We start from the raw sequence: 25,315 nt of genomic DNA on the forward strand, positions 1-25,315 counted from the left end.
CTCCTTATTTATACAGTTGCAGGTGTTCGATCACCGGGCCAAGCGCCAGCGAAGGAACGTAATTCAACACGCCCACCAGCAGCACCACGGCTACCAGCAGTAATACGAACATCGGGCCATGGGTCGGCATGGTGCCGGCGTTGGCCTGAAGGCGCTGTTTGGAGGCCAGCGAACCGGCAATCGCCAGCACCGGCACGATCATCGCGAAGCGGCCAAACCACATGGCGACGGCCAGCATGATGTTGTAGAACGGCGTATTGGCGGAAAGCCCGGCGAAGGCGCTGCCGTTATTGTTGGCGGCCGAGCTGAAGGCGTACAGGATCTCGGAGAAACCATGCGCGCCCGGATTGGCAACGCCAGCCCTGCCCGCTTCCAGCATGACGGCAACGGCGGTACCCACCAGCACCAGGGTCGGCGTCACCAGGATGGCGATCGATGTCATTTTTATCTCGTACGACTGGATCTTTTTGCCCAGGTATTCCGGGGTGCGGCCGATCATCAGGCCGGCGATGAACACCGCCATGATGGCGAAGACCAGCATGCCGTACAGGCCCGAGCCCACGCCACCGAACACCACCTCCCCAAGCTGCATCAGGAGCATCGGCCCTGCACCACCCATGGGCGTGAAGGAATCATGCATGCCGTTCACGGCGCCGCAGGAAGCAGCCGTGGTCACGGTCGCGAACAGGCCGGTGGCCGCAATGCCGAAACGCGTTTCCTTGCCTTCCATATTGCCGCCGGCCTGCAATGAAGTGGCTGACTGGTCGACGCCCATTGCTTGCAGTGCCGGTTGCGCGGCCTGTTCCGCTGCGGTGATACCGGTAGCTGCGACCACGAACATGATGGTCATAGCGCCCAGCACGGCCCAACCCTGGCGGCGATCGCCTACCAGGCGGCCGAAAGCGAAGCACAATGCGGCGGGAATCAGGAAAATGGCGAGCATCTCGCCAAAATTCGACAGCGCGGTCGGGTTCTCATAGGGATGCGCCGAGTTGGCGTTGAAGAAGCCGCCCCCGTTGGTGCCCAGCATCTTGATCGCTTCCTGCGAAGCTACCGGCCCCATGGCGATCAGTTGCGTGGCCGCGACCTGGGTTTGCGCGGGCGCCCCGGGCGTGGCGCCTGGTACGGTGTAGGTGACCGGCTCCAGCAAAGGCACTTCCTTATAGGCGGAGAAGGTCTGGACCGAACCCTGGCCGACCAGGAATACTGCAAAGACAAGGGACAAAGGCAGCAATACGTACAGCACGGTGCGGGTCAGGTCGACCCAGAAGTTGCCGATCGACTTGGCCGAGCGCGCGGCGAAACCGCGGATCAGGGCAAAGGCCACGGCAATGCCGGTGGCAGCCGAGAAGAAGTTCTGGCCGGCCAGCGCCAGCATCTGGCTCAAATAGCTCATGGTCTGTTCGCCCGCATAGCCTTGCCAGTTGGTGTTGGCCACAAAGCTGACGGCAGTGTTGAACGAGGAGTCGGAGCTCACGCCCGGCAGGCGCTGGGGGTTTAGCGGCAGCCAGGCCTGCAGACGCTGAACGGCGTAGACAAACAGGGTGCCAACGAGATTGAAGACCAGCAGTGCCTTGGCGTAGGCTTTCCAGCCCATGCCGCGCTGCGCGTCTTCGGCCGGCACGCCAGCGGCGCGGTACAGCAGCCTTTCGACTGCAGCCAGCCAGCCAAGGCCAGGGATTTTGCTGCCATCGGCCACGCGAGCCAGCAAGGTGCCGAGCGGCCACGCTGCTGCGACCAGGACCAGCAGGAAGACGGCCAGCAGCAGGAAGGATTGGGTGGTCATATTACAGATCCTCCGCTTTCAGAAGGGCAGCCAGCAGGTAGACCAGCAAGCCGGCCGTGACGCCGGAGCCGATGAGATAAAAGATATTCATTGCTTCCCTCCCAGCTTGTCGCAACCGGCCGCCATGGCGACAACCAGCACGAAAAAGGCGACGATTGCGCCAATAAAAACGATGTCCATCAGGTTCCCCGAAAGGTCTTGTTTGCATGTGAACCAGCTTATCGAGACACGCCTAAATTCGGTGTAAAGACTCGGCAAGCCCGTGTAAACAAGATATAAAAATCAGAAGGTCCGGCTGACCGTGAGCAGCAAGGCGTTCTTGCCCAGGAACTTGCCGTTGGCTGGCGAGGCGTAGGCTGCCTTGCCGGCATTGGTGCCGACGGCAGCCAGCTGCACGCTGGCCAAGCCCAGGTCCTTGCTCACGCCCAGCTTCCAGTCGCTGTAGTCGGCGGCGCCGTTGCTCTTCACGCGCTGGTGGCCGGCGTGCAGGTTGATGGTGTAGCCGGCGCCTGCATCGATATTTGCGCCCAGGTCCAGGTAGCCGGAGTTTTTGCTGTCGGCGAAGCCGAACAGGCTGGTCACGGGATGCGAGTATTTCAAGGTCGCCGGGCCGTATCCAAGCTGGCCATAGATTTCCGTCGTGTCAGGGTTGTCGAGGCCTGGGATGCGCCCCTTGTAAACATAGGTCAGCACGCCCGCGTCGTAGCTGACATCTGCCGTCAGTTGGCCACGCATGCCGCCGTAGATATCCAGCTCCACGCGGCCGGCCCCGCCGGCATCACGCGTCCAGTTGATGGTCGACGCCCAGGCGCCCGCGTACCAGCCGGTCGCGCTGTCGGCAAAATCGGCGCCGGACTGCAACGCGGGCTGCAGGCGCGATTGCGAGATCCCGCGATAGCGGTAGTCGCTGGTCAGTGCAGCGTTGAAGCTCAGATCATCGGCAAAGGCAGGAGCGGACAGCATCGCCGCCGCCAGGAAAAACGCGTTCTTCATACATTCACTTTCGTCAAAAAAGAAGGTGACGAAAGCGTATCGATCGGCGCATAAAAACGGTCTAAATAGAAGGCAGCGACAAATCAACGCCGCATAAAAATATTTACAGCCGCATGAATTTGCGCAGCACCGCCTGCACCTGGTGTTCAGCCAGCGGCTTGTCCAGCATGCCGGCGGCGCCGGCGGCGCGGCCGCGCGTCAGGTCGTAGTCGTGGGCCGACTGCACCAGGAAGATCACTTCGGGTTGCGCCTCCAGGCTGCGCAGTTGCGCGCACAGCAGGTAATGGTCGATGATCGGAGCGGCGAAGTCGACCAGTACCACGGCCACCGGCTGCTGGCGGCATAGCGCCAGCGCTGCCACGCCGTCCACCGCCCACAGCACCGCAGTGCCGAACTGTTTCAGGGACTGATCCAGCTGCCCGCTGAAATTGGCGTTGGCATCGACGCACAGCACGGCGCCCTCGCGGCGCGGCTTGCGCATCTTTTCATAAACGGTGGGGTCGGTCAGGTCCAGGTCGAGCCGTTCGCGGCGCCGGCGCTCCGGCACCAGCGAGTGGACGGAAGCCGACAGGCCGGCCAGCACGTCGGCCCGGCGCTCGACCAGACGGGCCAATTCGGCGTACATGGCGCTCCATTGCACCGGCAGCGGCAGGTTGGGGTAAGGCAGGAGCACCCCGGTCGCGCCCAGCACAAGCGCCGGCCGGATGTCTCCTGCGGCCAGCGATGCGATGGCGGCCAGCGCTTTCAACTCGGCGCCATTGGCCAGGAAGATATCGGGGTCCTGCAGGCTGTCTTCGGACAGGCAGAGATAGGCCGGTCCGTCGGCGGGCGCCTTGGCCAGTCCCCGTGCGAGCGCGCGCTCGGCTTCCATGGGAAAGCCGACCAGCCTGACTGCGAACGGGCGCCGATCTGTAGTCATAAAACCCATTTTAACGCCGCGATTCCCTTGCGCCACCGGCCGTAGCGGATAGAATGCGCAAGCATGCGATCCGTCAAACCGGAAAATACTGTATATAATCACAGCACTTTGCATTACCAATAACACGTATGGCCACTAAAAAACCAGTTTCCGACTACAGCGAATCATCTATCCGCGTCCTCAAAGGACTGGAACCCGTCAAGCAGCGCCCGGGCATGTACACCCGCACCGAGAACCCGCTGCACATCATCCAGGAGGTGATCGACAATGCCTCCGATGAAGCATTGGGCGGCCATTGCAAAAATATCATTGTGACGCAGAATGCCGATGGTTCGATCACCGTCGAAGACGACGGCCGTGGCATTCCGGTCGGCTTGCATCCTGAAGAAAACGTGCCGACGGTGGAAATCGTCTTTACCCGCCTGCACGCGGGCGGCAAGTTCGATAAGGGCTCGGGCGGCGCTTACGCCTTCTCGGGTGGCTTGCACGGTGTCGGCGTGTCCGTCACCAACGCACTGTCCAAGCGCCTGGAAATTGCAGTGTGGCGTAAAGACGACGCCGGCAACGGTTTCCACCAGATCGCCTTCGAACACGGCGACCTGGTCGAACCATTGAGCTCCCAGCCGGCTCCGAAGGACGGCAAGAAGTCCGGTACCCGCGTGACCGCCTGGCCGGATGCCAAGTATTTCGATTCGCCGCTGATCTCGCAGGTCGAGCTGCAACGCCTGCTGCGCTCCAAGGCCGTGCTGCTGCCCGGCGTATCGGTCACGCTGAAGAATGCCAAGAGCGGCGACGAACAGACCTGGATGTACAAGGACGGCCTGCGCGGCTACCTGAACGAGCAGCTGGCGCAAACCACCTCCGGCGGCGAAACCCTGATCCCCCTGTTCGAGGGCGAGCAGTTCGCCACACCTGATGCGGAAGGCTTTGCCGAAGGCGAAGGCGCATCCTGGGTGGTGGCATGGACCGAGGAAGGTGCCGTGGTGCGCGAGTCCTACGTCAACCTGATTCCGACCCCGAACGGCGGTACCCACGAATCGGGCCTGCGCGAAGGCCTGTTCGGGGCAATGAAGAACTTCGTCGAGCTGCACTCGCTGCTGCCGAAGGGCGTGAAGCTGCTGCCGGAAGACGTGTTTGCCCGCGCTTCCTTCGTGCTGTCGGCCAAGGTGCTGGACCCGCAATTCCAGGGCCAGATCAAGGAGCGCCTGAACTCGCGCGATGCGGTGCGCCTGGTATCGACCTTCTCCAAGCCGGCGCTGGAACTGTGGCTGAACCAGCACATCGACTACGGCAAGAAGCTGGCGGAGCTGGTGATCAAGCAAGCCCAATCGCGCCTGCGCTCAGCGCAGAAGGTCGAGAAGAAGAAGTCGTCCGGCGTGGCTGTATTGCCGGGCAAGCTGACCGATTGCGAATCGGACGAAATGACCCGCACCGAATTGTTCCTGGTCGAGGGCGACTCGGCGGGCGGTTCGGCCAAGATGGGCCGCGACAAGGAATTCCAGGCCATCCTGCCGCTGCGCGGCAAGGTGTTGAACTCCTGGGAGACTGACCGCGACCGCCTGTACGCCAACAACGAAATCCACGACATCGCGGTGGCGATCGGCGTCGATCCGCACAATCATGGCGATTCGCCTGACCTGTCCGGCCTGCGCTACGGCAAAATCTGCATCCTCTCCGATGCGGACGTCGACGGCTCCCACATCCAGGTGCTGCTGCTGACCTTGTTCTTCCGCCACTTCCCGGCCCTGATCGACAAAGGCCACATCTGCGTGGCGCGTCCGCCGCTGTACCGCGTTGACGCACCGGCGCGCGGCAAGAAGCCGATCCAGAAGCTGTATGCGCTGGACGACGGCGAGCTGGTGGCGATCGAGGACAAGTTGCGCAAGGATGGCCTGAAAGAAGGTTCCTGGACCATCTCCCGCTTCAAGGGCCTGGGCGAGATGAATGCCGAGCAACTGTGGGAAACCACCATGAACCCGGACACCCGCCGCCTGCTGCCGGTGTCGCTGGGCGATTTCGACCACAGCTACTCCTCCTCGCGCTTCAATATGCTGATGGGCAAAGGCGAAGCCGCCGCCCGCCGTGCGTGGATTGAAGAACACGGCAACGAGGTGGAAGCGGACATCTAAAACCGGTAAAGCAGTGTCTGACCCGCGCGGTCAGACATTGGTACGCGACCGGTGCGGGCCTGGTGTCTGACTTCGCGGGTCAGACGGGACGGCCACCCGGCCGAATTACCAGTTAGAAAGTAAAAACTATGACTCAAGCAAATCTCTTTGACGAACCAACCCCGGAACTGCCGCCAAACGGTGGCAGCGGCGGTGATGACGGCGGCGAATCGCTGACCCTTTCGACCTTCGCCGAGCGCGCCTACCTGGATTACGCCATTTCCGTGGTCAAGGGCCGCGCCCTGCCGGACGTGTGCGACGGCCAGAAGCCGGTGCAGCGCCGCATCCTGTACTCGATGAATGAACTGGGCCTGGGCCCGACCGCCAAGCCGCGCAAGTCCGCCACCGTGGTCGGCGACGTGCTGGGCAAATTGCACCCGCACGGCGACCAGTCGGTGTACGACGCGCTGGTGCGCATGGCGCAGGATTTCTCGCTGCGCTATCCGCTGATCGACGGCCAGGGCAACTTTGGCTCGCGCGACGGCGACGGCGCTGCGGCAATGCGATACACCGAAGCCCGTTTGACCCCGATCTCGCGCCTGCTGCTGGACGAAATCGACCAGGGCACCGTGGACTTCATCCCGAACTACGACGGCTCGTACGAAGAGCCGGCCCTGCTGCCTGCACGCCTGCCGATGGTGCTGCTGAACGGCGCCTCCGGTATCGCCGTGGGCCTGGCGACCGAGATCCCTTCGCATAACCTCACCGAGGTGGCGAAAGCTGCCGTGGCGATGATCCGCAATCCGAAGATCAGCCACGCGGAACTGATGGAACTGATCCCTGGCCCGGACTTCCCGGGTGGCGGCCAGCTGATCACCCCGCGCGCGCAACTGGACGACATGTACGCGTCCGGCCGCGGCTCGATGAAGGTACGCGCACGCTGGAAGATCGAAGAACTGGCGCGCGGCCAGTGGCAAGCCGTCGTATACGAACTTCCCCCAGGTACTTCATCGCAGAAGGTGCTGGAAGAAATCGAAGAACTGACCAATCCAAAGGTCAAGCTGGGCAAGAAGGCCCTGTCGCCGGAACAGGTTGCGCTAAAAGGGCTGCTGCTTGGCCAACTGGACAAGGTGCGCGACGAATCCGGCCGCGAGGCCGCGGTGCGCCTGGTGTTCGAGCCTAAATCGAAGAACCAGAACCAGACTGAGTTCATGCACATGCTGCTGGCGCATACCTCGCTGGAGACTTCGGCGTCGATGAACCTGGTGATGATCGGCGGCGATGGCCGCCCGCGCCAGAAAGGCATCGGCGAAATCCTGGGCGAGTGGATCGAATTCCGCTTCGCCACCGTGACCCGCCGCACCCAGTTCCGCTTGAACAAGGTCGATGAGCGCATCCATATCCTGGAAGGCCGCCAGATCGTCCTGCTGAACATCGATGAGGTCATCGCCATCATCCGCAATTCGGACGAGCCGAAGGCGGCTCTGATCGAACGCTTCAAGCTGTCGGACCGCCAGGCTGAAGACATCCTGGAAATCCGTTTGCGCCAACTGGCACGCCTGGAAGCGATCAAGATCGAACAGGAACTGGCCGAGCTGCGCAAGGAGCGCGAAGGCCTGCAGGACGTGCTGGACAATCCGTCCACCCTGCGCCGCCTGGTCATCAAGGAAATTGACGGCGACGCCAAGACTTACGGCGACGCGCGCCGCACCCTGATCGAGGAAGCACAGAAGGCCGTGGTTGAACAGAAGGTGGCCGACGAACCGGTGACCGTGATCATTTCCGAAAAAGGCTGGGTGCGCGCGCGGTCCGGCATCGGCCACGATCCGGCGCAGTTCACCTTCAAGGCCGGCGATTCGCTGTACGGCGCATTCGAGTGCCGTACAGTCGATACCCTGCTGGGCTTCGGCGACAATGGCAAGGTTTATTCAGTGCCGGTAGCCGCCCTGCCTAATGCGCGCGGCGACGGCGTACCGATTACCACGCTGGTCGACCTGTCGGGCGGCGCGCGACTGCTGCACTACTTCGCGGGCAATGGCGACAAGCAGCTGCTGCTGGCCTCCGATGCAGGCTATGGCTTTATCGCCAAGGCTGGCGATATGGTGTCGCGACTGAAGGGTGGCAAGTCGTTCATTACGCTGGATGAAGGCGCGAGGCCGCTGCCGCCGACCATGGTGGCCGATGGCGCGAGCGCGGTGGCGGTCATTTCCGAGAAATCGAACCTGCTGGTGTTCGGCATGGACGAGATGAAGGTGCTGTCCAACGGCGGCCGCGGCGTGATCCTGATGGATCTGGCCGATAAGGAGAAGCTGGTTGCTGCTTGCGCGATCACCGACAAGGGCGTGACCGTGCAGGGTATCGGCAATGCGCAGAAAGCGAAGGAAGATCGCATGGGGCCGACGGCTCTGGCGCCGCACTTCGGCAAGCGTGCTCGCAAGGGCAAGCCGATGCCGGTGCGGATCAAGCCGACCGGGTTGGCGCCGAACACCTGAACCGGTAAACCTGGGTCAGACCCTTGGGTCTGACCCAGACTTGCCGGTTTAACGCGGCGCGTACAGGTCAATCGTCTCCTGTACCGCATCGCTGCACACCGCGCAAAACTCTTCGCTGCGGTCAAACATCAGGCACTGCTGTTGCGAACGATAGTAGCCCGTCGCTTCGTAATTGGCGCCTTCGAACGCTCCCACGGCCTTACGGTTCGGCGCTTTCGAGAACAGCGCGTTGGTCCAGGCCAGGTCCTCCTTGAACAACTTGCTCATCTCCGCTTCCGGACGATTATCCTTGCGCAGTTGCGCTCGGATCTTCTGGTACTCGCGTGAATGCGCCTCGTATTCCGCCTTCGGCCAGGCAGTCGGCAACGTAGTCCCCGGCGTCACAAATTTCTTCCACTTGACATTGGCCGGATCCAGCAAGGCCGTCACGTTCGGTTCCCAGGGCTCCATGCGCACGCCGCCCGTGGCGTAAGCCACCGGCGAGGTGTAATACTCATCCGCCAGTCCCGCGAAGTGGTGGCCGAATTCGTGCACGAACAGATAGTTCGCCCAATCGTTATCCGCGGCAGCGGTGCTGAACTGCCCGTAAATGCCGCCACCGCCGTAAGTATCGTTGTTGACCAAGATCTCGATGAACTCATACGGCGCATGCTGCGCAATCTCGCGCAGCGCGCGGTTATCGATGGTCAGCACATAACGCTCGCTGCCGAAGATGTCATAGCGGGTACCCAGCCTGGACGCATGGTGTGTATTGGTGGAAGGGCGCGACACGCCGCTTTCCTGCGTCGGCACCGCCATCGCCCATACGTTGAAGTCCTTGGCCCGCTCCTTGAACGGCGATACCGTGAACAGGTATTCGGACAGCTTGCGTGCACGCGCTTCGAATTTGGCCATGTCGGCTTTGGTGTAGCCGTCGCCCAGGATCAGCAAGTCCACCTTCTTCTCGCTCGGCCCGTTGACACGGATCGGGATCGGCTTGGCGGGAGCCACATCCTGCTTGCGCACCACGTCCATCGCATCGGTATCGACGTCCACGCTCCACACCACGGAAAATTCATTGCGCTCATCACGCTTCAGGATGCGCACCTTGACCGGGCGGTCAGGCTTGGGGAAGCGCACCGACTCATGGAATCCGCGCGTCAGCTTGCCCGCCTCCTCGGTCGACTTCCACTCAACAAAAATGGTGGAGAAAGTGCGGGTGTACAGCACCTTGCCGGTCTTGGCGTCCGCCACTTCAACCTTGTTCACGCCTCGGTTGGTGGTATCGATTGTCTTGGACATATCGCCGGGCCATGGCAGCGGTTCAATCACAACTTGTTCGATCGCATAACTTTCGTTTAGCGCGTTACCCGTGTGCATATAGTCAAGGCGCACGGTCGCAGGTTGTGCCGCCAGCGCAAGGCCGGCCACGGTGCTGAGCGCCGCTCCCGCCAGCAATCGGTTCAGGTACGACATGAAGTCTCCAGTGTGGTTTTGGTGGCGGTTATTGTAGCTTTGCTTTGCGGAATACAGTAGACCGCCCCGTAAGCCCGGCATAAGATGGCCCCATGCCTATCGAACCCGAACAGCTAAGAACATGGCTGGCAGCGGCCGGCCGCCAGGATGCCGTGGCGTTTCGCGCGCTGTACGATGCAGCCGCGCCGAAACTGTTTGGCTTTGCCCTGCGTATATTGCAGAAGCGGGAACTGGCCGAGGAAGCGCTGCAGGAAGGCTTCGTGTCGATCTGGCACGCGGCGCCGCACTACCAGGCCGGCCTGGCAGCGCCGCTGACGTGGATGGCTGCCATAGTCCGCAACAAGGCGCTGGATATCCTGCGCCGCACGGACCATACGGTGGAACTGGATCATGAAGCATTTCGCGACGAGTACGCAAGCTCACCCGCCGAGGCGAGTGAAATGAGCAGCGACGCCCGCGCGCTCATTGCTTGCATGGCGCGGCTGGAAGGCTTGCACCGGCTGGCGATCAGCCTCGCCTTCTTCCATGACCTGTCGCACACCGAAGTGGCGCAGCGCCTGTCGCTGCCGGTCGGCACGATCAAGACATGGATTCGGCGCGGCATGGAAAAGCTCAAGCATTGCCTGTCGCAAGGAGAAGCCCCGTGAAGATCCGCGGCAACGATGCCTTGCGCGACAAGCTGGCCGCCGAATACGTTCTTGGCACCTTGCGCGGCGGCGCACGCCGCCGCTTCGAAGGCTGGATGTACACTGATGCTGCCCTGCGCATGCTGGTCAAGGAATGGGAGCGCCGCCTGCTGCCGATGCATGAATTGGTGCGCACGGCCGAGCCATCGCCCCAGCTCTGGCGCAATATCGAAATGCGCCTGCACCTGAAGCCGGAACGCAGCAGCTGGCATTTCTGGCGCGGCTTCGGGCTCGGAACGGCATCGGCCGCGGTGGCGGCGGCGCTGGTGGTGACGATCAGCTTGCAGCAGTTGCGCGGGCCCAGCTATGACCTGGTCGCGACGCTGACCGACCAGCAAGCGCAGCCTGCGCTGCTGGTGAAGGCCGACACCAGCAAGCGCCTGCTGCAGGCCCATATCGTCGGCGGCGCACCGGTGCCGGTCGACCGGGCATTGCAGTTGTGGGCGATTCCGAAGAAGGGATCTCCACGTTCACTGGGCGTACTGGGAAGCGATGGGCGTGCGACGTTCGCGCTCGCGCCGGGCGCTGTCGGCGACGACGTCGTGATGCTGGCGATCTCGCTGGAGCCGCGCGGCGGATCGCCCGATCCGAACGGGCCGACCGGGCCTGTGCTGTACAAAGGCCCGTGGGTTCGAGCCATGTAATTACACAGTCGCCCGTTCGACGATCCACAACATGGCCAGCACGGCGATGCCCGCCGAGCCGGCCTTCACCATCAGCTGTTGGTAGATCCAGCTGCGGCGCATGGCGAATGCAAGCGGCAGGAAGGCCGCCACAATTGCCAGCTGTCCCAGTTCGACGCCCGCGTTGAACGCTGCCAGCGCGAGTATCGTCGAGCCTTTGGGCAGGCCAAGGTCGCCAAGCACTCCCGCAAAACCGAAGCCGTGCAACAGCCCGAAGGCGAAGGCGGCCAGCCAGCGCCTGCCTTGCACCAGAGGCCAGATGTTGTTCAGCGCCGCGACCGCGACCGAGGCCGCGATAGCGGTTTCGATCAGGCGGCTTGGCAGCGCGACCACTTGCAGCGCGGCGAGCGAAAGCGTGATGGAGTGTGCGAACGTGAAGGCCGTGACGACGCGCAGCACATCCACACCCGCCGGCCGCCAGCCTTTTGCCAGCACCGCCGGCAGCAACAGGGAAAGCAGGAACAGGATGTGGTCGTAGCCGGTCCAGATGTGCCAGATGCCGTGGTGCAGGTAGCTGCCGGCCTGTTGCCACGCGTTGCCGCTGCCATCGCCCTCGCCTGCTGCGAGCCTCGTGCGCTCGCCGCCCAGCACGGCCGATTGCGTGCGGCCGTCGACCGTAATGCTGGCCATGCCGCGATGCTGCGCATCCAGGTCGGCGAACAGCTGGTAGTCGATGGCGAAGGCGGCGCCGCTTTCGCATTCGCCTTGAAGCAACAGGACGGAGTAAGCGCCGTCAGTATGGCGGTCGATTTGCTGGCCTGTCACGCGCAGCCGGCAGCCCGGCGCCAGGCCGAGGCGTGGCATGGCATAGGAGGCGATGTCAGCATGCCGGGACCGGACTTCATCCCACGTCAGCTTGCCGTCGCCATCGGCATCCAGTTCAAGGGCGAAATCGAGGTCGCGCAAGGCAATGTCCCAGCGGCCGTCGACAAGGCGCTGCTGGCGCGCCGCCGGGACAGCAGTCGCCAGGCGCAGCGCCAGGTAGCTGTCGCTTGGCTTGTGGGCGTGCGCCGTGCCGGCGGCCAGCAGCAAGGACAGGAAGATCAGTGCGGCCAGCCTGCATGCGTGGAATTCCCGGGCGATCATAGTGCGCCGCCTTCCAGCTGCCGCGCCAACGAAGCGGTCTGGCTATCCTCAAGGCCATGCCGGCGGCGCCATCCCAGCGCCGGGCGGGCTGCCGCTGGATCGCGCGCCGCGAGTGCCGCTTCCAGCAGTATGCGCAGGTCTGCGGGCTCTTTCTGCACTTGCCAGTTGGCCAGCGCCAGCTGCAGCGCAGCGCGCGCGTCATGGCGCAAATGCAGTTCGAAACGGGCCTGTTCACGCTGGTGGATAGCGTCGCCACGGCGGGCAGCCGCATCGAAGCGCGCCTGCAAATCTGCGACGGCGTTTGTCACGGCCGGCGAGGCCGGGGCGGAAAGCGACGCGGCGATCGTGTGTCGCAGCAGCAGGCCATCGATGCGAAGGTGCTTGCGCAGCAGCGCCTGCACTTCCTCGCCGCGTCCCTGGTCCAGCAAAAGGTCGGCATAAGCGCCAAGCAAGTAGCTATCGCCCGGCGCCAGGCCGAGCCCCAGGCGAAAACGCTCTTCTGCGCGCACGGCATCGGCGCGCCGATATGCCAGTTCGCCGAAAAGCGTCAAGGCCCAGAGCCGCAAGCCGGCGTCCGATGCAGGCAATGCGTCCTGGCCCCCGCCCGAGCGTTCGATGACCAGCGCCAGCAGGTGTTCGCTGGCTGCAAGCTGGCCGCTGGCGGCGCGGGCGTTGGCAAGGCAGGTCATGCTGGCCAGTTGGCTGGCCAGCGACGAGAGCCGTCCGCAGTTGCGAACGGCCGCGTCGTACTCGCCCCGCACCACCTGCACTGTCGCCAGCGTCAGCCAGGCCTGGGCGTTAGCCGGGTCTGCGCGCGTGACGGCACCCAGGTCGCGGATCGACTCGGCGAAGCGATGGCTCGATTGCAGCAGCGTCGCGCGCAGCAGCAATACCGGGACCGGCGGCGCAGCAGATTTCCACCAGGGAGCCAACACAGCTTGCGCGTAGCCGAAATAGCGTGGATCGCCCAACGCGCGGCCACGCTCAATGTACTGCCGCGCAGCTTCTGCGGCAAGGACAGGATCGTGCGGCGCAGCGGCTATCTGCGCACGCTGGCGGCGCAATGCCGCATCGGGGGCATCGCCCCGGCGCGGCAGCGTCTCCACGACCTGGGAGCCGGATTGCGGCACAAACGGCGCGGCCAGGGCGCGCAGCGGAAGCGCCGTGGCCGCAACGGCGGCGAAGGCCGATGCGGCCACGCGAATGATGCAGGTAGCGGGCTTCATGCCGGCCTCACTCCAGCGCGACCGGCTCACCGCCGTCCGGCTGGCCCAGCGCAACGCCATCGACATCGGCGGGCTCGGTGGATTCAAGCGCGCTGCGGACCAGCGCAACGAGGGCGGAGATGAAGGTGTCGGCGGGCGGCGGCGGGGCCGGCACCGGATCGGATATCGACATCGACGAAGCGGCATCGCTACCACCGCCGCCGCAGCCGGCCAGCAGCACGGCCGCCATGGCAAGACAAAGGCGTTTCATGATCGCGCCCCCCTATTGCTGCGGCGAGCCGGGGATCGGCGTCTTCAGGTAGGGGAAGCCAGCGCTGAAGAAGCTGTCGTCCAGGAAAGCGCCATCGGTAAAGCGGATAGACCCCGCCGGCGCGTCGCCGGGCGCGCAGCCGAGGTTCAGCGTGCACAGCTTGCCCATGACCACGCGCAAGGCGATATCGACCACGTCGTCGCCCGGCCGGCGTCCGTTGGGGAAGCCGGCGTTATCGCCATCGATCACGCCCAGCCGTTTCTGCGCGCCCTTTGCAACCGGCGCGACCGAAGTATTCAGGCGCAGCATCTCCGATGCCTTCACGCGCGCAGGCTGGTTAAGCCCGGGCACGCCGGTAAGGAACACCGTAACCAGGTCATTGCGCGGGAAATTGACAGGTGCCTTGGCGCCCGCGCTGCCGAACAGCACTTCCACCAGCGCCGGCAAGGTCGGATTGGTGACGTAGTCCGCAAACTGCCCATCCTGCACAGGCTTGCTGTGGTTGAAGCGGTCCTTGTCCTTCAGGCCGATCACTACCTCGTTCACCAGCGGCATGCCGAGCCGCGACACCTGCGTCCACGCGCCGCCCTCCTTCGAGCCGCCATTAGGATTGATCAGCCGTCCCTGGCGCAGGCTGGCCGTGGTCCAGCCGCCAATCACCGGCTCCGTACCGGAAGTAAGGCAGCGGGCCGCCACTTCCATCTCGATGGACGTCACGTTCTTGTCGTCCAGGTCGTCGCGCGCATTCTTCTCCGCATTGGCCAGGAATTCCACCGCAGGCGCCTTGATATTGATCAGGTCAAAGGTTTCGCCCAGGTTGACCACGAACGAATCCTTGCGCTGCCCGACAAACAGGCGCGCCGGCACCTCGCAGCCGGGAATATTCACGGTATAGACATGCTTGCCAGCATATCCCGCATAATCGGGAATCGACTTGTTGCCGATATTGTCGATTGGCTTGTCGAACACCATGGCGCCGTTGCCCGCCATGCGCACCGCTTGGCGCACGCCGCGCCGGTCGCCGCGCACCACGTCCACCGTATAGGTCTCGCGCACGTTCAGGCCGGCCGCATTCACCTCGTTAATCGGCCCGCCATTGATCACCAGCGGAATCGGCACTTTCTTGCCGCCCACCGTGAACGCCGCATTCTTGAAAGTATTGGTGAAGCGGAACTGGAAAGTCAGGTCTTCCCGCGCATCGCCGTTGTTATCGATGTGGATCTCGTACAGCGCATCCGGATCCATGGTGAAGAAATTCGGTCCGCCATACGCATCCTGCAAGGGCACGTAGTTGGCGATCAGGGTCACGAACTGCTCGCGCCCCGGCTCGTAGCTGCGAAACATGTAGAAGTCTGTCCCGTCGACCTTGGGTTCGCGCGTGATGAATGGTGCTTCGCGGTGGCTCGATGCCTGCGCCGCCGGCGCCAGGGCCGACAGCAGGGCTAACTGAACAGCGGCTTGCTTGATGGGTGCCATGGTTTCCTCCCGTGTGGTTGGTTGCCATGGCATATACGCGGCGGCGCCGCCGCCGGATTCAAAAAGCCGTCATTTATATTTGTATAGCGGCCGCGTGATTTCGATAGGCCGGATATCGAGGCGGATATTCAGCACCGAATACGCCTCAGCCACGCTGGAGACATAGCCCACCGTCTCAGGCGTCTTGGTGAAACGGAACTCGAAGCCGACCTCGGTCCCGCTGGCACGCGGGTTACCGCTGGCGATACCGATCGCCTCTTCCTGATTGCTGTCGATCAGCCGTTCCATCAGGTCGATCACGGCGCTATTGCCCAGCACGTCGTTGCTGAACACGGCCCCGCGGCCCAGGGTGCGCGTCGGGTCGATGCGGCCGCCCGCCTTGTCGTTGGACGGCAGGAACATATGGGTGCCGATATTGAATTTGTCGCCCCGGTCGAGATAGCTGATCACGGCATTGCGCACGCCGAAGTGCGGCGCTTCCTTGTCCCACTCCGCGCGCGACAGGTCGATCAGCAGCGCCCCCTTGTAACCGATGATTTCCACCTCGCGCTGGGCATTCACCACCATCGCGCTGTCCTCATCGATGCCAAGGCCGATCTGGTAACCCTTGGCCAGCATGGCCGGGATCATGCGCGCAAAGCGGCCGCGCACCAGCAAATGCTGGTCCACGAACACGTCGTCGCCGATGAAGCCAAGGCCCGGGCCCAGCTCGCGCCCATCGGCAATGCCGGTCTGCAGCATCGACAAGACGGCTTTCGGATTGGCGAACATGGTGCTGCTCATGATGGCCGCACCGGCCGAGGAGCCGGCAATCACGCCGCCACGGCGGTACACGTCCCACACCGCCTCCAGCACCGCGGTCTGGGTGCCGTCCTCCCGCAACAGCGCCTTGGTGATGCGCCCCTGGTCGCCGCCGGCAAAATAGACGCCGTCCGATTCGCGGATCTTCTTCGCCAATGCTGCGTCATCGGCGTTCTTCCGGTAATCGCTGCCGGCCAGGCGCACCGCAACCGGCACCAGGAAGGCATCCGCCCCCCACTTGCGCAGGTAGCCGATGATGGTCTGGGCCGAACGTTCCGGATTGCCTGCAGCAGAAGGGAAGACGGCGATGCGCGAGCCCTTGCCGCCCGCCAGTTTCACCACGCGCTGCCACACGTCGGCATTGTCGCCGCGCAGGCCGCCGCCGATGATGACCAGCGAGCCCTGGTGCGCCGCCACGGGAGAAGGTGCGATGGCGGCCGATCCGCCGCTGACGGTAGCACTGGCGCCCGCCACGATGCGCACCGGGGCGACCGTATCGGGCAATGGAGCGGGAGTCGAAGGCGGCGTCGAAGGCGGCCTGGATGGCGCGTCCGGCGGCGGCGTGGTGCTGGTGCGCCCGGTCGTTGCCGGGACGGGATTCCTGGGCGGCGCTTCGCGGGCGTGGATAGGAAGGCCGCAGGCGGCTAGCAAGGTCAGGCCCAAACGGGCCAGGCCGGCGGGGGAGTACAGCTTCACGATGGCCTCCTGTTCTGCTTGCTCACTGGCATCGCTGCTAGACATCTGGACTTTCCGACAGTGTAGCCGGACGCAACGGTGGAGTAAAACCCTATCGCGCGCCCGTGCACACTTAATTTAATTGCGGCTTCAGGTAGCGCTCCGGCAGCGGGATCTTTTCCCCTTCCGGCTGCCACAGGAGTTGCGAAATCCACCAACGCTTGCCGTCGTTCACCAGCTGGATCGAATTGATGCCGCGCACAAAAGGCTTGTCCGCCGGCGCGTGGCGCGCTTCATAGGTGCTGAAGACCTGGGCAATCTGTCCATATTCCTCACCCCTGCGTGCAAGTTCGGATTCGTAGAAGCCCTCCTTCGCAAACACCGGCGTCACGCGGGTGATGTAGTCTTCCAGCGACAATACCCGGGTATTGAGCACGCCATCCTTGCCGCTGCTGTGCACCACCATGCGGCCATCGTTGCGGAACAGGGAACGCAGGCGGTCCCAGTCGCGCGCCTTGCCGGCGGGGCCGGATATGGTGTCGTACAGGGCGGCCACGATGCTGTCCACGGATGCCCCGTCGGACGCCCGCGCACCCTGCGCGAAGGCGCTACCGCTGGCCAGCACCAACAGTAGCAAACTTGCCAACTTCTTCATTGACTCTCCTACTAATTTATAATCGTTTGAATTTCTCGTGCAAATCTCACCGCAAAGCCACTATGACAGATCAATTCTCCAAGAAGGCGGAAGCCTGGTCCGCTCGCTTCTCCGAACCTGTTTCCGACCTCGTGAAACGTTACACCGCCTCGGTGTTTTTTGACAAGCGCATGGCCAAGGCCGACATCCAGGGTTCCCTGGCGCACGCCGACATGCTGGCTGCCCAGGGCATCATCCCGGCCGCCGACCTGGCTGCGATCCAGAACGGCCTGGCCCAGGTCGGCGCCGAAATCGACGGCGGCCAGTTCGAGTGGCAGCTTGACCTGGAAGACGTGCACCTGAATATCGAAAAGCGCCTGACCGAGCTGGTTGGCGACGCCGGCAAGCGCCTGCACACCGGCCGCTCCCGCAACGACCAGGTGGCCACCGACATCCGCCTGTACGTGCGCTCGGCGATCGACGACATCACCGGCCTGCTGCAGCAGCTGCGCGGCGCCCTGGTCGACCTGGCCGAGAAGAATGCGGACGTGATCCTGCCCGGCTTCACCCATATGCAGGTGGCGCAGCCGATCACCTTCGGCCACCACATGCTGGCCTACGTTGAAATGTTCGGCCGCGACGTCGAGCGCATGCAGGATTGCCGCAAGCGCGTGAACCGCCTGCCGCTGGGCGCCGCCGCACTGGCCGGCACCACCTTCCCGATCGACCGCCTGCGCGTGGCCAAGACCCTTGGCTTCGACGATGTGTGCCACAACTCGCTGGATGCCGTGTCGGACCGCGACTTCGCGATCGAGTTCACCGCCGCCGCCTCGCTGGTCATGATGCACGTGTCGCGCATGTCGGAAGAACTGATTATCTGGATGAGCCCACGCGTCGGCTTTATCGACATCGCCGACCGTTTCTGCACCGGCTCCTCGATCATGCCGCAGAAGAAAAACCCGGATGTGCCGGAACTGGCGCGCGGCAAGACCGGCCGCGTGTACGGCCACCTGATGGGCCTCCTGACCCTGATGAAAGGCCAGCCGCTGGCTTACAACAAGGACAACCAGGAAGACAAGGAGCCGCTGTTCGACACCGTCGACACCGTGGTCGACACCTTGCGCATCTTCGCCGACATGGCGGGCGGCATCACCGTCAAGCCGGAGGCGATGCGTTCGGCCGCGCTGCAGGGCTACGCCACTGCGACCGACCTGGCCGACTACCTGGTGAAGAAGGGCTTGCCGTTCCGCGACGCGCACGAAGCAGTGGCGCATGCGGTGCGGGCGTGCGACGACCTGAAGATCGACCTGGCACAGATGTCGCTGGATCAGTTGCGTGCCTTCTCGCCGCTGGTGGGCGAGGATGTGTTTGCGGTGCTGACGCTGGAAGGCTCGGTGGCTGCGCGCGACCACGTCGGCGGCACGGCGCCGAACCAGGTGCGCGCGGCGATTTCCCGCGTGCGTCAGCAGTTGGCAGGTTGAGCCTTGCGGGCGTGGCGGATGCTCTCCGCCATGTCCCGCATCACGAAGCGGTGCATGGACCGGATCACGAGATCCACGAGCAAGCGCCGCAACGCGCTATCCGAACCTTTGGGCTGGTAGCTGGTGGCCATGTTCACCAGCGTCTGGCTGCCGGACAGGCGGGTCAAATGGATGCTGCCTCCCTTCAACGCAAGATGGCGCTGGAACTGTTCGCTGGCTTCGGTCACGCTGAATTCAAGCGCAGCGTTATGCGTCGACTTCGTGATGCGCTTCATGATGTACTGCCCGTCCCCATACTCGCACCGGCACAGGGTGCCTACCGTCTTGTGGTCGCCGACTGTCCTCACGGGCAGGGGCAAGGTCCAGCGCAGGAACCAGTTCGGCCTGGCTTTCACTTCCTCGTAAAAGCAGACTTTATCCCATACTTCCGCGATGTCGGCGTCGATGATGCGTTCCGTTTGAGCGATGTTCATCTTGTAGCATCCTTATGGTTTTTGGCAGTGAAGAAAGCGTTACATCCAACCAGCCAGACTTCGACCTGGCTGAATCGTTGCGATAATTCGGCGTGCAGGGCGTCCAGCGAGTCGTCTCGGTTGTCCACCACTTTCAGCCAGTTCATGAAGCCCATCAGGGCCCTGGCGTACCAGGACATCGGCGCATCCTTGCCAAGCAGCGTGTAGCCGAACAGCGTCGTCCCAGGTGCGCACAGCGGCGCAATGGCGTCGAAAATGCGGCCCTTGTCGCGCATCGTCCCCGGCGCGCAGTGAATCAGGCCGCCGATACAGATTGAATCGACCGTGCCGCCGATGACAATGGGCTCGAAGGCGTTGCGCACATGGCATTCGGGGACGTAGCGCTGCAGGCGCTGTGCCGTGTGGCGCAGGCAGTTCGGATTCAGGTCGATCAGGGCAATCTGCTGCCTTCCCTCGTCAAGCCCGGCATGGTCCAGGAAGTATCCGGTGCCCACGCCGATATCGGCATGGCGGCGCCCGGCATGCCGGCGGTAGATGTCGATATAACGCTGCCCCTCGCACTGCCAGAAATACCTGGTAAAGATGCCGATCACCAGAAGATCGTAGCAATGAAGGAAGAAAGGCGTGTAAGCCTTGACTCCGTTGCGGTATGCCCCAACGTCCATGCGTTGCCCCCTTTAAGTCAAAAAAAGCGTGCAAGAAACCCTGGCCCATGAAAGGCCATCATTGCGGTCTGCGTGTACTGGCGGTTTACGCTTCGCCGGCCTTTTTCCTGGCCTTGCTTTCGCGCTTGATTGGACCGGCGACCGGGCACAGCGCAAAGGCAAACTGCGTCAGCGTATTGACGAGGTTGTCGGACATCAGCTTGTAATAGACATACTGGCCGCGACGCTCGCTGCTGACCAACCCTGCACCTTCGAGGACGGACAAATGACGGGAAACCGCAGGCGCACTCATTTCAAAGCGGGCAGCCACCTCCCCGGCCGTCATCTCGTGTTCAGAGAGATAGGCGAGGATCAGTCGACGTGGCGACGATGCCAATGCTTCAAATACTTTGTCCGACATGCTGGTTTTCTGTTGAGGGGCACCGCAATGCGCGGCGAGGCCTCTAGTCTATACCCGACGGGCGCTCCAGCCAATGCCGGAGTACTACTTTTATTTAATTAAGCATTTAACGAATATCTTAAATGCTTAATTGTTACCTGTCCAGTTTTTTCGTGGCGAAACGTCAACCGTCGCTGGGCAGCGATTCAATTTGGGGGGATTCTCGGCTAATATCCTTGCAATAAATAATCCAATTACCAGGAGACGCAATGCAGGATTTTCTTCGCCTGTCGCATTGGCTTGACCGCATCGGCTATCGTTGCGGTCAGCTGGCCAATGTGATGATCCTCGCCTCATGCTTCATCAGCGCCAGCAACGCCATGATCCGTTATGGCTTCGACTGGAGTTCCAACGCCCTGCTCGAAATGCAGTGGTACCTGTTTGGCGCCGCCGTCATGCTGGGCGCCAGCTACACCTTCCAGCGCAATGAACATGTGCGCGTCGATCTGGTCTACGGCCACGTCTCCGAGCGCAAGCAACTCTGGATCGACATCTTCGGCATCATCTTCTTCCTGTTCCCGGCCTGCATCCTGTTTGCCTGGCTGTCGTGGGAATCATTGTTCCTGCCTTCCTGGGCCATCATGGAACAATCGAGCAACGCCGGCGGCCTGGCGCGCTGGCCGATCAAATTCGTGGTGCCGATCGGTTTTGCCCTGCTCACCTTGCAAGGCATTTCTGAACTGATCAAGCGCATCGCCCACCTCACCGGCCAAGCCAACCTGGACAGCAAATACGAAAGGCCCGTGCAATGATTCCGTTGGAGATGATGCCGCCGCTGATGTTCGGTGGCCTGGTCGTATTCATGCTGGTCGGCTTCCCGGTAGCGTTCTCGCTGCTGGCGGTCGGCCTGTTCTTCGGCTTTATCGCGATTGCGCAGGGCTTCTTCGGCGTACCCTTCCTGCAGGCGGTGCCGCAAAGGATATTCGGCAGCGTGCTGGCCAACGACCTGCTGCTGGCGATCCCCTTCTTTACCTTCATGGGCGCGGTGCTGGAAAAGTGCCGCCTGGCGGAGGACATGCTCGACTCCATGGGGCGCCTGTTTGGCGGCGTGCGCGGAGGCCTGGGCTACTCGGTGATCATCGTCGGCTTCATCCTTGGCGCAATTACCGGCACTGTGGCGGCGCAGGTGATCGCCATGGCCATGATCTCGCTGCCGGTGATGATGCGCTACGGTTACCACATGCGCTACGCCACCGGCGTGCTGGCCGCTTCCGGCACCATCACCCAGCTGGTGCCGCCGTCGCTGGTGCTGGTGGTGCTGGCCGACCAGCTCAAGACCCCGACCGCTGCGGCCGACGTCGGCAGCATGTACCTGGGCGCCTGGGGCCCTTCGCTGGTGCAGATCGGCCTGTTCGCGCTGTACACCTTCATCCTGTCGCGCGTGAAGCCGGAATGGCTGCCGCCGGCGCCGCAGAACGAATTGGGCCCGCGCGGCTGGGCGCTGTGGAAGCAATGCCTGCAAGGCATCGTGCCGGCCGCAGTACTGATCTTCATGGTGCTGGGCACCATGATGCTGGGCGTTGCGACGCCGACCGAATCGGGCGCCATGGGTGCACTGGGCGCGGTGATCCTGGCAGCCCTGCGCCATCCGGAATTCAACGGTCGCGACAAGATCTTCTTCCGCATCGGCATGGCGGCCCTGGCCGCCGCGGCATTGCTGGGTGCCTTTGTGGAGGGCGCCAAGCCTGTCGTGCAGGGCGCGCTGGCCGTACTGTACGTGTGCGTGGCCTGGATCGTGATCCGCGCCAGCCAGATCAAGTCCTTGCGCGACCTGATCGTCCTGAGCTACCAGTCCACCATGCGCCTGACGGCAATGGTGGTGTTCATCCTGATCGGCTCCACCTGCTTCTCCGTGGTGTTCCAGGGCGTGGACGGCGGGTTGTGGGTGGAACACCTGTTCAACGGCATCCCGGGCGGCTGGATCGGCTTCCTGCTGGTGGTGAACCTGTTCGTGTTCTTCCTGGCCTTCTTCCTCGACTTCTTCGAGATCGCCTTCATCGTGGTGCCGATGCTGGCGCCGGTGGCGCAGAAGGTGCTGGCGCCGCAACTGGAGCCGCTGATGGGCAGTCCGGAGGCGGCGGCATCGGCGGCGCTGGTATGGTTCGGCGTGATGCTGTGCGTGAACATGCAAACCTCCTTCATGCACCCGCCTTTCGGCTTCGCGCTGTTCTACCTGCGCGGCGTGGCGCCCAAGGAAGTGAAGTCTTCGGATATCTACTGGGGCGCCCTGCCCTGGGTCGGCCTGCAAATGCTGATGGTGCTGCTGGTGGCTGCGCTGCCGCAAACCGTCACCGCCTTCCTGGACCGGGGCGTCGGCGGCAAGGTGGAGTCGGGCGACCTGCATATCGAACAGCCGGCGGCTCCGGAATCGCTGCCTGCGCAAAAGCAGGATGACGAACAGCAGCCGGAGCTGAACTTCTCGCAGCCGGAGGAAGAAAAGAAAAAGTAGATTAGCAAATTTGCTTATCTTATTGAAATCTTTCAGTAAAGTAATTATCCTGTGGCCACAGGTCCGTTTATGGCCGATACCACAGGATATTCATGTACAAGAAACTGCTGTTCCCACTGGCCGCCAGCACCATGCTGGGCGGCTGCGCCACCAATGCCCCGCTGATCGCACCTGACCAGCTGGCCACACCGGCCAACATTACCTGCATCCAACTGCCTGAGGCAATGACGGCGGTCGACGAAGCCGGCATCCTGAAACTGGTGACAGAAACCCGCCTGGAGCGAGGTCCATACGTATCGGAAAAAGAGGATGCGGATGGCACTTATTACCGCGCCCCTCAAGGCGGCATCTCCATGTTCCAGCCAGGGAACCCCGGCGCCAAGCGCGGCTACAACGACGGCGGCTTCTATATCCCCAACGATCCGCAGAAGATGCCTTATATTTACATGTACACCTCAATGGAAGGCGTGCCGCACGAGGCGCCTGCCGCAGGTGTCGGCTGTGCCGATGTCGGCTACGTCAAGGACCCGGTCACGAAGAAAATCAGTGTCGGCCTGATGGCAGCCGCGGGGGGAGCAGGTGCGTTGGCCGGCCGTGCCGTGGTCAAAAATAGCAGCCTCAGCTATGGACAAGCCGCCGCCGGCGGCGCCATTGCGGGCGCACTGGTGGCTTACCTGGTCAATCAGGAAATGGGCAAGATCAGCCCGGTCACGCTGGTCAAGGACAAGGCCGTGCTGGGCAAGCTGCGTGAAATGTCGCTGCAGGCCATTCCGGTAGCGCCGCAGCAAGAGTCCGCAGCGTCACCTGCCGGCGCCGCACCGCAATAAAGCGGCGCGGCCAGCGGCCCCTCAGTCGAGCGGGCCGCAGGCGGCCTTGGTGTACTGGGCTTCCAGCTTGTCGATGTCGTCCTGGGTCTTGGCCATGGCATCAAGCTGGGAATTGCGGCGGTTTTCGTTGCGCTTGCCGTACAGCTCTTCGCGGCGCGAACGCAGAGAATCGCAGCTGGTCTTGGCCGCGGGCGCATTGGCGGCGGCCTCCTTCGACGCTTCCTCCTCCGCCTTGGCCTGTTTTGTGCGCGCTTCGCGGTTGCGCACGGCAAGTTCGTCCACACGTTCGCGCTCTTCCTGGGCGCGCGCCTGGGCCGCCTTGACCTGGGCGGCGGTGGGCGGCGGCGGGTAGTCGAGCGGGGCGCCGCCTTTGGCACACGGCATGGACTGGTAAATCACCTTGCCGTCTAGCGTACACTTGAACAGCCCTTGCGCAGCGGCCTGCGATGCAGCCGCCATGCCAAGGACTGCGAACAATAGCGCTTTCTTCATTGCGCTTACTCCCAATGGGTCTGGGTCAAAAATTTGAGCCGGTTGTTGTCTGGATCGAGAACGGACATGACGCGCAGGTCCGCTCCCAGGTCATTGTTCGGCGCTTGCTCGACTTTCACGCCGTACTCCAGGAAGTCGTCATACAAGGCATCGACGTCCGGGACATAAAAGTGTACCAGCCCGCCGGGTTGGCAGTCGCCCGAATGTTCCGATAAGAAAATTTCCATGCCGTCGAGAATCATCGAGGCAAAGGTCGGCAGGCCCGGCGCGAAGTGGTGGGTCCACTCTTCGCGAAAGCCAAGCGCTTCATAGAAAGGCTTGCTGGCGGCGTAGCTCGCCACCCGCAATGCCGGCACTACCCGCTGCGTGTCCTTCAAGCCCATGCAAACTCCCCTATAGGTTTCCTTACAGGGGAGTGTACATCAGTGCTTGTGCGCGATCATGTTGGAGAGGACGCTGAAGGCGGCGCCTGTGTGTTCCTTCTCCAGCAGCAGGGTGAGCTCGGTGTGGGTCGAGATCAGGTTGATCAGGTTGACCTTGTCCCACGCCAGCTTCTTCAGGATGGCGTGATAGATGCCCGGCGTGCGCCAGGAGTCGGCGGTCAGCTGCAGCGTGACGGCGTTCAGGTTCTCCAGCCGCGCCAGCAGGCGCTCGCCGGCGAAGATCTGTTCGACCAGGCCGATGAACGGGCGGCTGCAGATCACCACCACTTCCTCGCTGCCGCGGGTCACGGTCAGGTACAGGCCGTGGCCCGTGCCCGAACGCTCCAGCAGCTGGCGGTGGCATTCATCGATGCGGTCCGAGCGGCGGAAAGTGAATTCGACGAGGTCGGTGCGTGCAGTCAGCTGGCCGGACTGCTGGGCCAGCACCAGTTCATGTGCATCCTTGTCCGGCAGGCGCCCGGCCACGCGGCGCAAGGCCATGACCACGGCCGCCTGGCCGACAGGCTTCCATAGGTCGTTCTGGAGCTGCGGCTGCAGCTGGCGCGCCAGTTCCGACAGGTTGATCAGGCCACGACGCAGCCCTTCGCTCAGGAAGGGCGACTCCGTGACGATCCTTTCGACTTTGGTAGATATAGACAACATGAGTGATGCGCCCTCACTAAGTGGTACGTCAAACAAATGACGGGCTAGTGTAAAACGCAAAATTCAACTAGTGCAACATGAGTGTGACAATTTGATACATATTTGTGTTGCGTCCAACACGAAACTAGAAAAAC

At 63.0% G+C, this 25,315-nt stretch carries 25 protein-coding genes; 8 read left to right on the top strand and 17 right to left on the bottom strand.

The genetic code is table 11. The features are described 5' to 3' along the window. Positions 1-4: 4 nt before the first annotated feature. The 4 genes from kdpA to ACN9MZ_RS26350 form a co-directional block, all read right to left on the bottom strand. Positions 5-1,786, bottom strand: coding sequence for a potassium-transporting ATPase subunit KdpA (gene kdpA, locus ACN9MZ_RS26335; RefSeq protein WP_426339767.1), 1,782 nt, complete (start codon positions 1,784-1,786; stop codon positions 5-7). 1 nt (position 1,787) lies between these two features. Next, the gene (locus ACN9MZ_RS26340) at positions 1,788-1,877 is read right to left on the bottom strand and encodes a potassium-transporting ATPase subunit F (protein WP_426339768.1); all 90 of its coding nucleotides are present in this window, start codon (positions 1,875-1,877) and stop codon (positions 1,788-1,790) included. Between the two features lie 191 nt (positions 1,878-2,068). Beyond that, positions 2,069-2,779: a TorF family putative porin gene (locus tag ACN9MZ_RS26345; protein WP_426339769.1), complete on the bottom strand. Its 711-nt coding sequence runs from the start codon at positions 2,777-2,779 to the stop codon at positions 2,069-2,071. Positions 2,780-2,882: 103 nt separating this feature from the next. After that, the gene (locus ACN9MZ_RS26350) at positions 2,883-3,698 is read right to left on the bottom strand and encodes a response regulator (protein WP_426339770.1); all 816 of its coding nucleotides are present in this window, start codon (positions 3,696-3,698) and stop codon (positions 2,883-2,885) included. A 128-nt stretch (positions 3,699-3,826) separates the two neighbouring features. On the opposite strand from ACN9MZ_RS26350, the gene ACN9MZ_RS26355 reads away from it, so the two are divergent. Together ACN9MZ_RS26355 and parC are read left to right on the top strand one after the other, a co-directional pair. Beyond that, positions 3,827-5,827: a DNA topoisomerase IV subunit B gene (locus ACN9MZ_RS26355; protein WP_426339771.1), complete on the top strand. Its 2,001-nt coding sequence runs from the start codon at positions 3,827-3,829 to the stop codon at positions 5,825-5,827. 128 nt (positions 5,828-5,955) lie between these two features. Continuing rightward, positions 5,956-8,298, top strand: a complete 2,343-nt coding sequence (gene parC / locus ACN9MZ_RS26360; RefSeq protein WP_426339772.1) for a DNA topoisomerase IV subunit A — start codon at positions 5,956-5,958, stop codon at positions 8,296-8,298. A gap of 48 nt (positions 8,299-8,346) precedes the next feature. On the opposite strand, the gene ACN9MZ_RS26365 is transcribed toward parC, so the two are convergent. Then, positions 8,347-9,753, bottom strand: a complete 1,407-nt coding sequence (locus ACN9MZ_RS26365) for a M64 family metallopeptidase (protein WP_426339773.1) — start codon at positions 9,751-9,753, stop codon at positions 8,347-8,349. A 92-nt stretch (positions 9,754-9,845) separates the two neighbouring features. Here ACN9MZ_RS26365 and ACN9MZ_RS26370 point away from each other — a divergent pair, with 92 nt between their 5' ends. Together ACN9MZ_RS26370 and ACN9MZ_RS26375 are read left to right on the top strand one after the other, a co-directional pair. Next, a complete protein-coding gene (locus tag ACN9MZ_RS26370; RefSeq protein WP_426339774.1) occupies positions 9,846-10,400 on the top strand; it encodes a sigma-70 family RNA polymerase sigma factor in 555 nt (184 codons plus the stop codon). Then, the gene (locus ACN9MZ_RS26375; protein WP_426339775.1) at positions 10,397-11,083 is read left to right on the top strand and encodes an anti-sigma factor; all 687 of its coding nucleotides are present in this window, start codon (positions 10,397-10,399) and stop codon (positions 11,081-11,083) included. Before ACN9MZ_RS26370 ends, ACN9MZ_RS26375 begins: the two co-directional genes overlap by 4 nt. Here ACN9MZ_RS26375 and ACN9MZ_RS26380 read toward each other — a convergent pair whose 3' ends face one another. The 6 genes from ACN9MZ_RS26380 to ACN9MZ_RS26405 form a co-directional block, all read right to left on the bottom strand. Then, a complete protein-coding gene (locus ACN9MZ_RS26380) occupies positions 11,084-12,208 on the bottom strand; it encodes a HupE/UreJ family protein (RefSeq protein ID WP_426339776.1) in 1,125 nt (374 codons plus the stop codon). Further along, entirely contained in the window at positions 12,205-13,434 is a 1,230-nt protein-coding gene (locus ACN9MZ_RS26385; protein WP_426339777.1) for a hypothetical protein, read from the bottom strand. The genes ACN9MZ_RS26380 and ACN9MZ_RS26385 overlap by 4 nt, the downstream gene beginning before the upstream one ends. 7 nt (positions 13,435-13,441) lie before the next feature. Further along, positions 13,442-13,684, bottom strand: a complete 243-nt coding sequence (locus ACN9MZ_RS26390) for a hypothetical protein (RefSeq protein ID WP_426339778.1) — start codon at positions 13,682-13,684, stop codon at positions 13,442-13,444. 12 nt (positions 13,685-13,696) lie between these two features. Beyond that, the gene (locus ACN9MZ_RS26395) at positions 13,697-15,160 is read right to left on the bottom strand and encodes a DUF4331 domain-containing protein (protein WP_426339779.1); all 1,464 of its coding nucleotides are present in this window, start codon (positions 15,158-15,160) and stop codon (positions 13,697-13,699) included. 69 nt (positions 15,161-15,229) lie between these two features. Beyond that, a complete protein-coding gene (locus tag ACN9MZ_RS26400) occupies positions 15,230-16,702 on the bottom strand; it encodes a cyanophycinase (RefSeq protein ID WP_426339780.1) in 1,473 nt (490 codons plus the stop codon). Positions 16,703-16,769: 67 nt separating this feature from the next. Next, a complete protein-coding gene (locus tag ACN9MZ_RS26405; RefSeq protein ID WP_426339781.1) occupies positions 16,770-17,291 on the bottom strand; it encodes a hypothetical protein in 522 nt (173 codons plus the stop codon). A 62-nt stretch (positions 17,292-17,353) separates the two neighbouring features. Here ACN9MZ_RS26405 and argH point away from each other — a divergent pair, with 62 nt between their 5' ends. Then, a complete protein-coding gene (argH, locus tag ACN9MZ_RS26410) occupies positions 17,354-18,751 on the top strand; it encodes an argininosuccinate lyase (RefSeq protein ID WP_426339782.1) in 1,398 nt (465 codons plus the stop codon). Here the strand turns inward: argH and ACN9MZ_RS26415 are convergent. The 3 genes from ACN9MZ_RS26415 to ACN9MZ_RS26425 all read right to left on the bottom strand — a co-directional run bounded on the left by ACN9MZ_RS26415 (position 18,733) and on the right by ACN9MZ_RS26425 (position 20,289). After that, positions 18,733-19,224, bottom strand: a complete 492-nt coding sequence (locus tag ACN9MZ_RS26415) for a hypothetical protein (RefSeq protein WP_426339783.1) — start codon at positions 19,222-19,224, stop codon at positions 18,733-18,735. The genes argH and ACN9MZ_RS26415 overlap by 19 nt on opposite strands. Then, a complete protein-coding gene (locus tag ACN9MZ_RS26420) occupies positions 19,221-19,889 on the bottom strand; it encodes a class I SAM-dependent methyltransferase (protein ID WP_426339784.1) in 669 nt (222 codons plus the stop codon). The genes ACN9MZ_RS26415 and ACN9MZ_RS26420 overlap by 4 nt, the downstream gene beginning before the upstream one ends. Positions 19,890-19,974: 85 nt before the next feature. Then, positions 19,975-20,289, bottom strand: a complete 315-nt coding sequence (locus tag ACN9MZ_RS26425; protein ID WP_426339785.1) for a metalloregulator ArsR/SmtB family transcription factor — start codon at positions 20,287-20,289, stop codon at positions 19,975-19,977. Positions 20,290-20,537: 248 nt separating this feature from the next. Between ACN9MZ_RS26425 and ACN9MZ_RS26430 the strand changes: the two genes are divergently transcribed. The 3 genes from ACN9MZ_RS26430 to ACN9MZ_RS26440 all read left to right on the top strand — a co-directional run bounded on the left by ACN9MZ_RS26430 (position 20,538) and on the right by ACN9MZ_RS26440 (position 23,604). After that, positions 20,538-21,080: a TRAP transporter small permease subunit gene (locus ACN9MZ_RS26430; RefSeq protein WP_426339786.1), complete on the top strand. Its 543-nt coding sequence runs from the start codon at positions 20,538-20,540 to the stop codon at positions 21,078-21,080. After that, a complete protein-coding gene (locus ACN9MZ_RS26435; RefSeq protein WP_426339787.1) occupies positions 21,077-22,777 on the top strand; it encodes a TRAP transporter large permease in 1,701 nt (566 codons plus the stop codon). The genes ACN9MZ_RS26430 and ACN9MZ_RS26435 overlap by 4 nt, the downstream gene beginning before the upstream one ends. A 92-nt stretch (positions 22,778-22,869) precedes the next feature. Further along, positions 22,870-23,604: a hypothetical protein gene (locus tag ACN9MZ_RS26440; protein WP_426339788.1), complete on the top strand. Its 735-nt coding sequence runs from the start codon at positions 22,870-22,872 to the stop codon at positions 23,602-23,604. A gap of 21 nt (positions 23,605-23,625) precedes the next feature. On the opposite strand, the gene ACN9MZ_RS26445 is transcribed toward ACN9MZ_RS26440, so the two are convergent. From ACN9MZ_RS26445 to ACN9MZ_RS26455, 3 genes are read right to left on the bottom strand one after another with little or no spacing between them, the layout of a single operon-like run. Further along, positions 23,626-24,096: a hypothetical protein gene (locus ACN9MZ_RS26445; RefSeq protein WP_426339789.1), complete on the bottom strand. Its 471-nt coding sequence runs from the start codon at positions 24,094-24,096 to the stop codon at positions 23,626-23,628. A gap of 5 nt (positions 24,097-24,101) precedes the next feature. Next, positions 24,102-24,479 carry a glyoxalase superfamily protein gene (locus tag ACN9MZ_RS26450; RefSeq protein WP_426339790.1) on the bottom strand — a complete coding sequence of 126 codons (378 nt, stop codon included), beginning with the start codon at positions 24,477-24,479 and terminating at the stop codon, positions 24,102-24,104. A 39-nt stretch (positions 24,480-24,518) separates the two neighbouring features. Continuing rightward, positions 24,519-25,181 (bottom strand): hypothetical protein, encoded by a 663-nt coding sequence (locus tag ACN9MZ_RS26455; RefSeq protein ID WP_426339791.1) that lies wholly within the window; start codon positions 25,179-25,181, stop codon positions 24,519-24,521. Between the last annotated feature and the right edge of the window lie 134 nt (positions 25,182-25,315).

The organism is Pseudoduganella sp. S-14 (genome assembly GCF_049913285.1).
GTDB lineage: Bacteria > Pseudomonadota > Gammaproteobacteria > Burkholderiales > Burkholderiaceae_D > Rugamonas.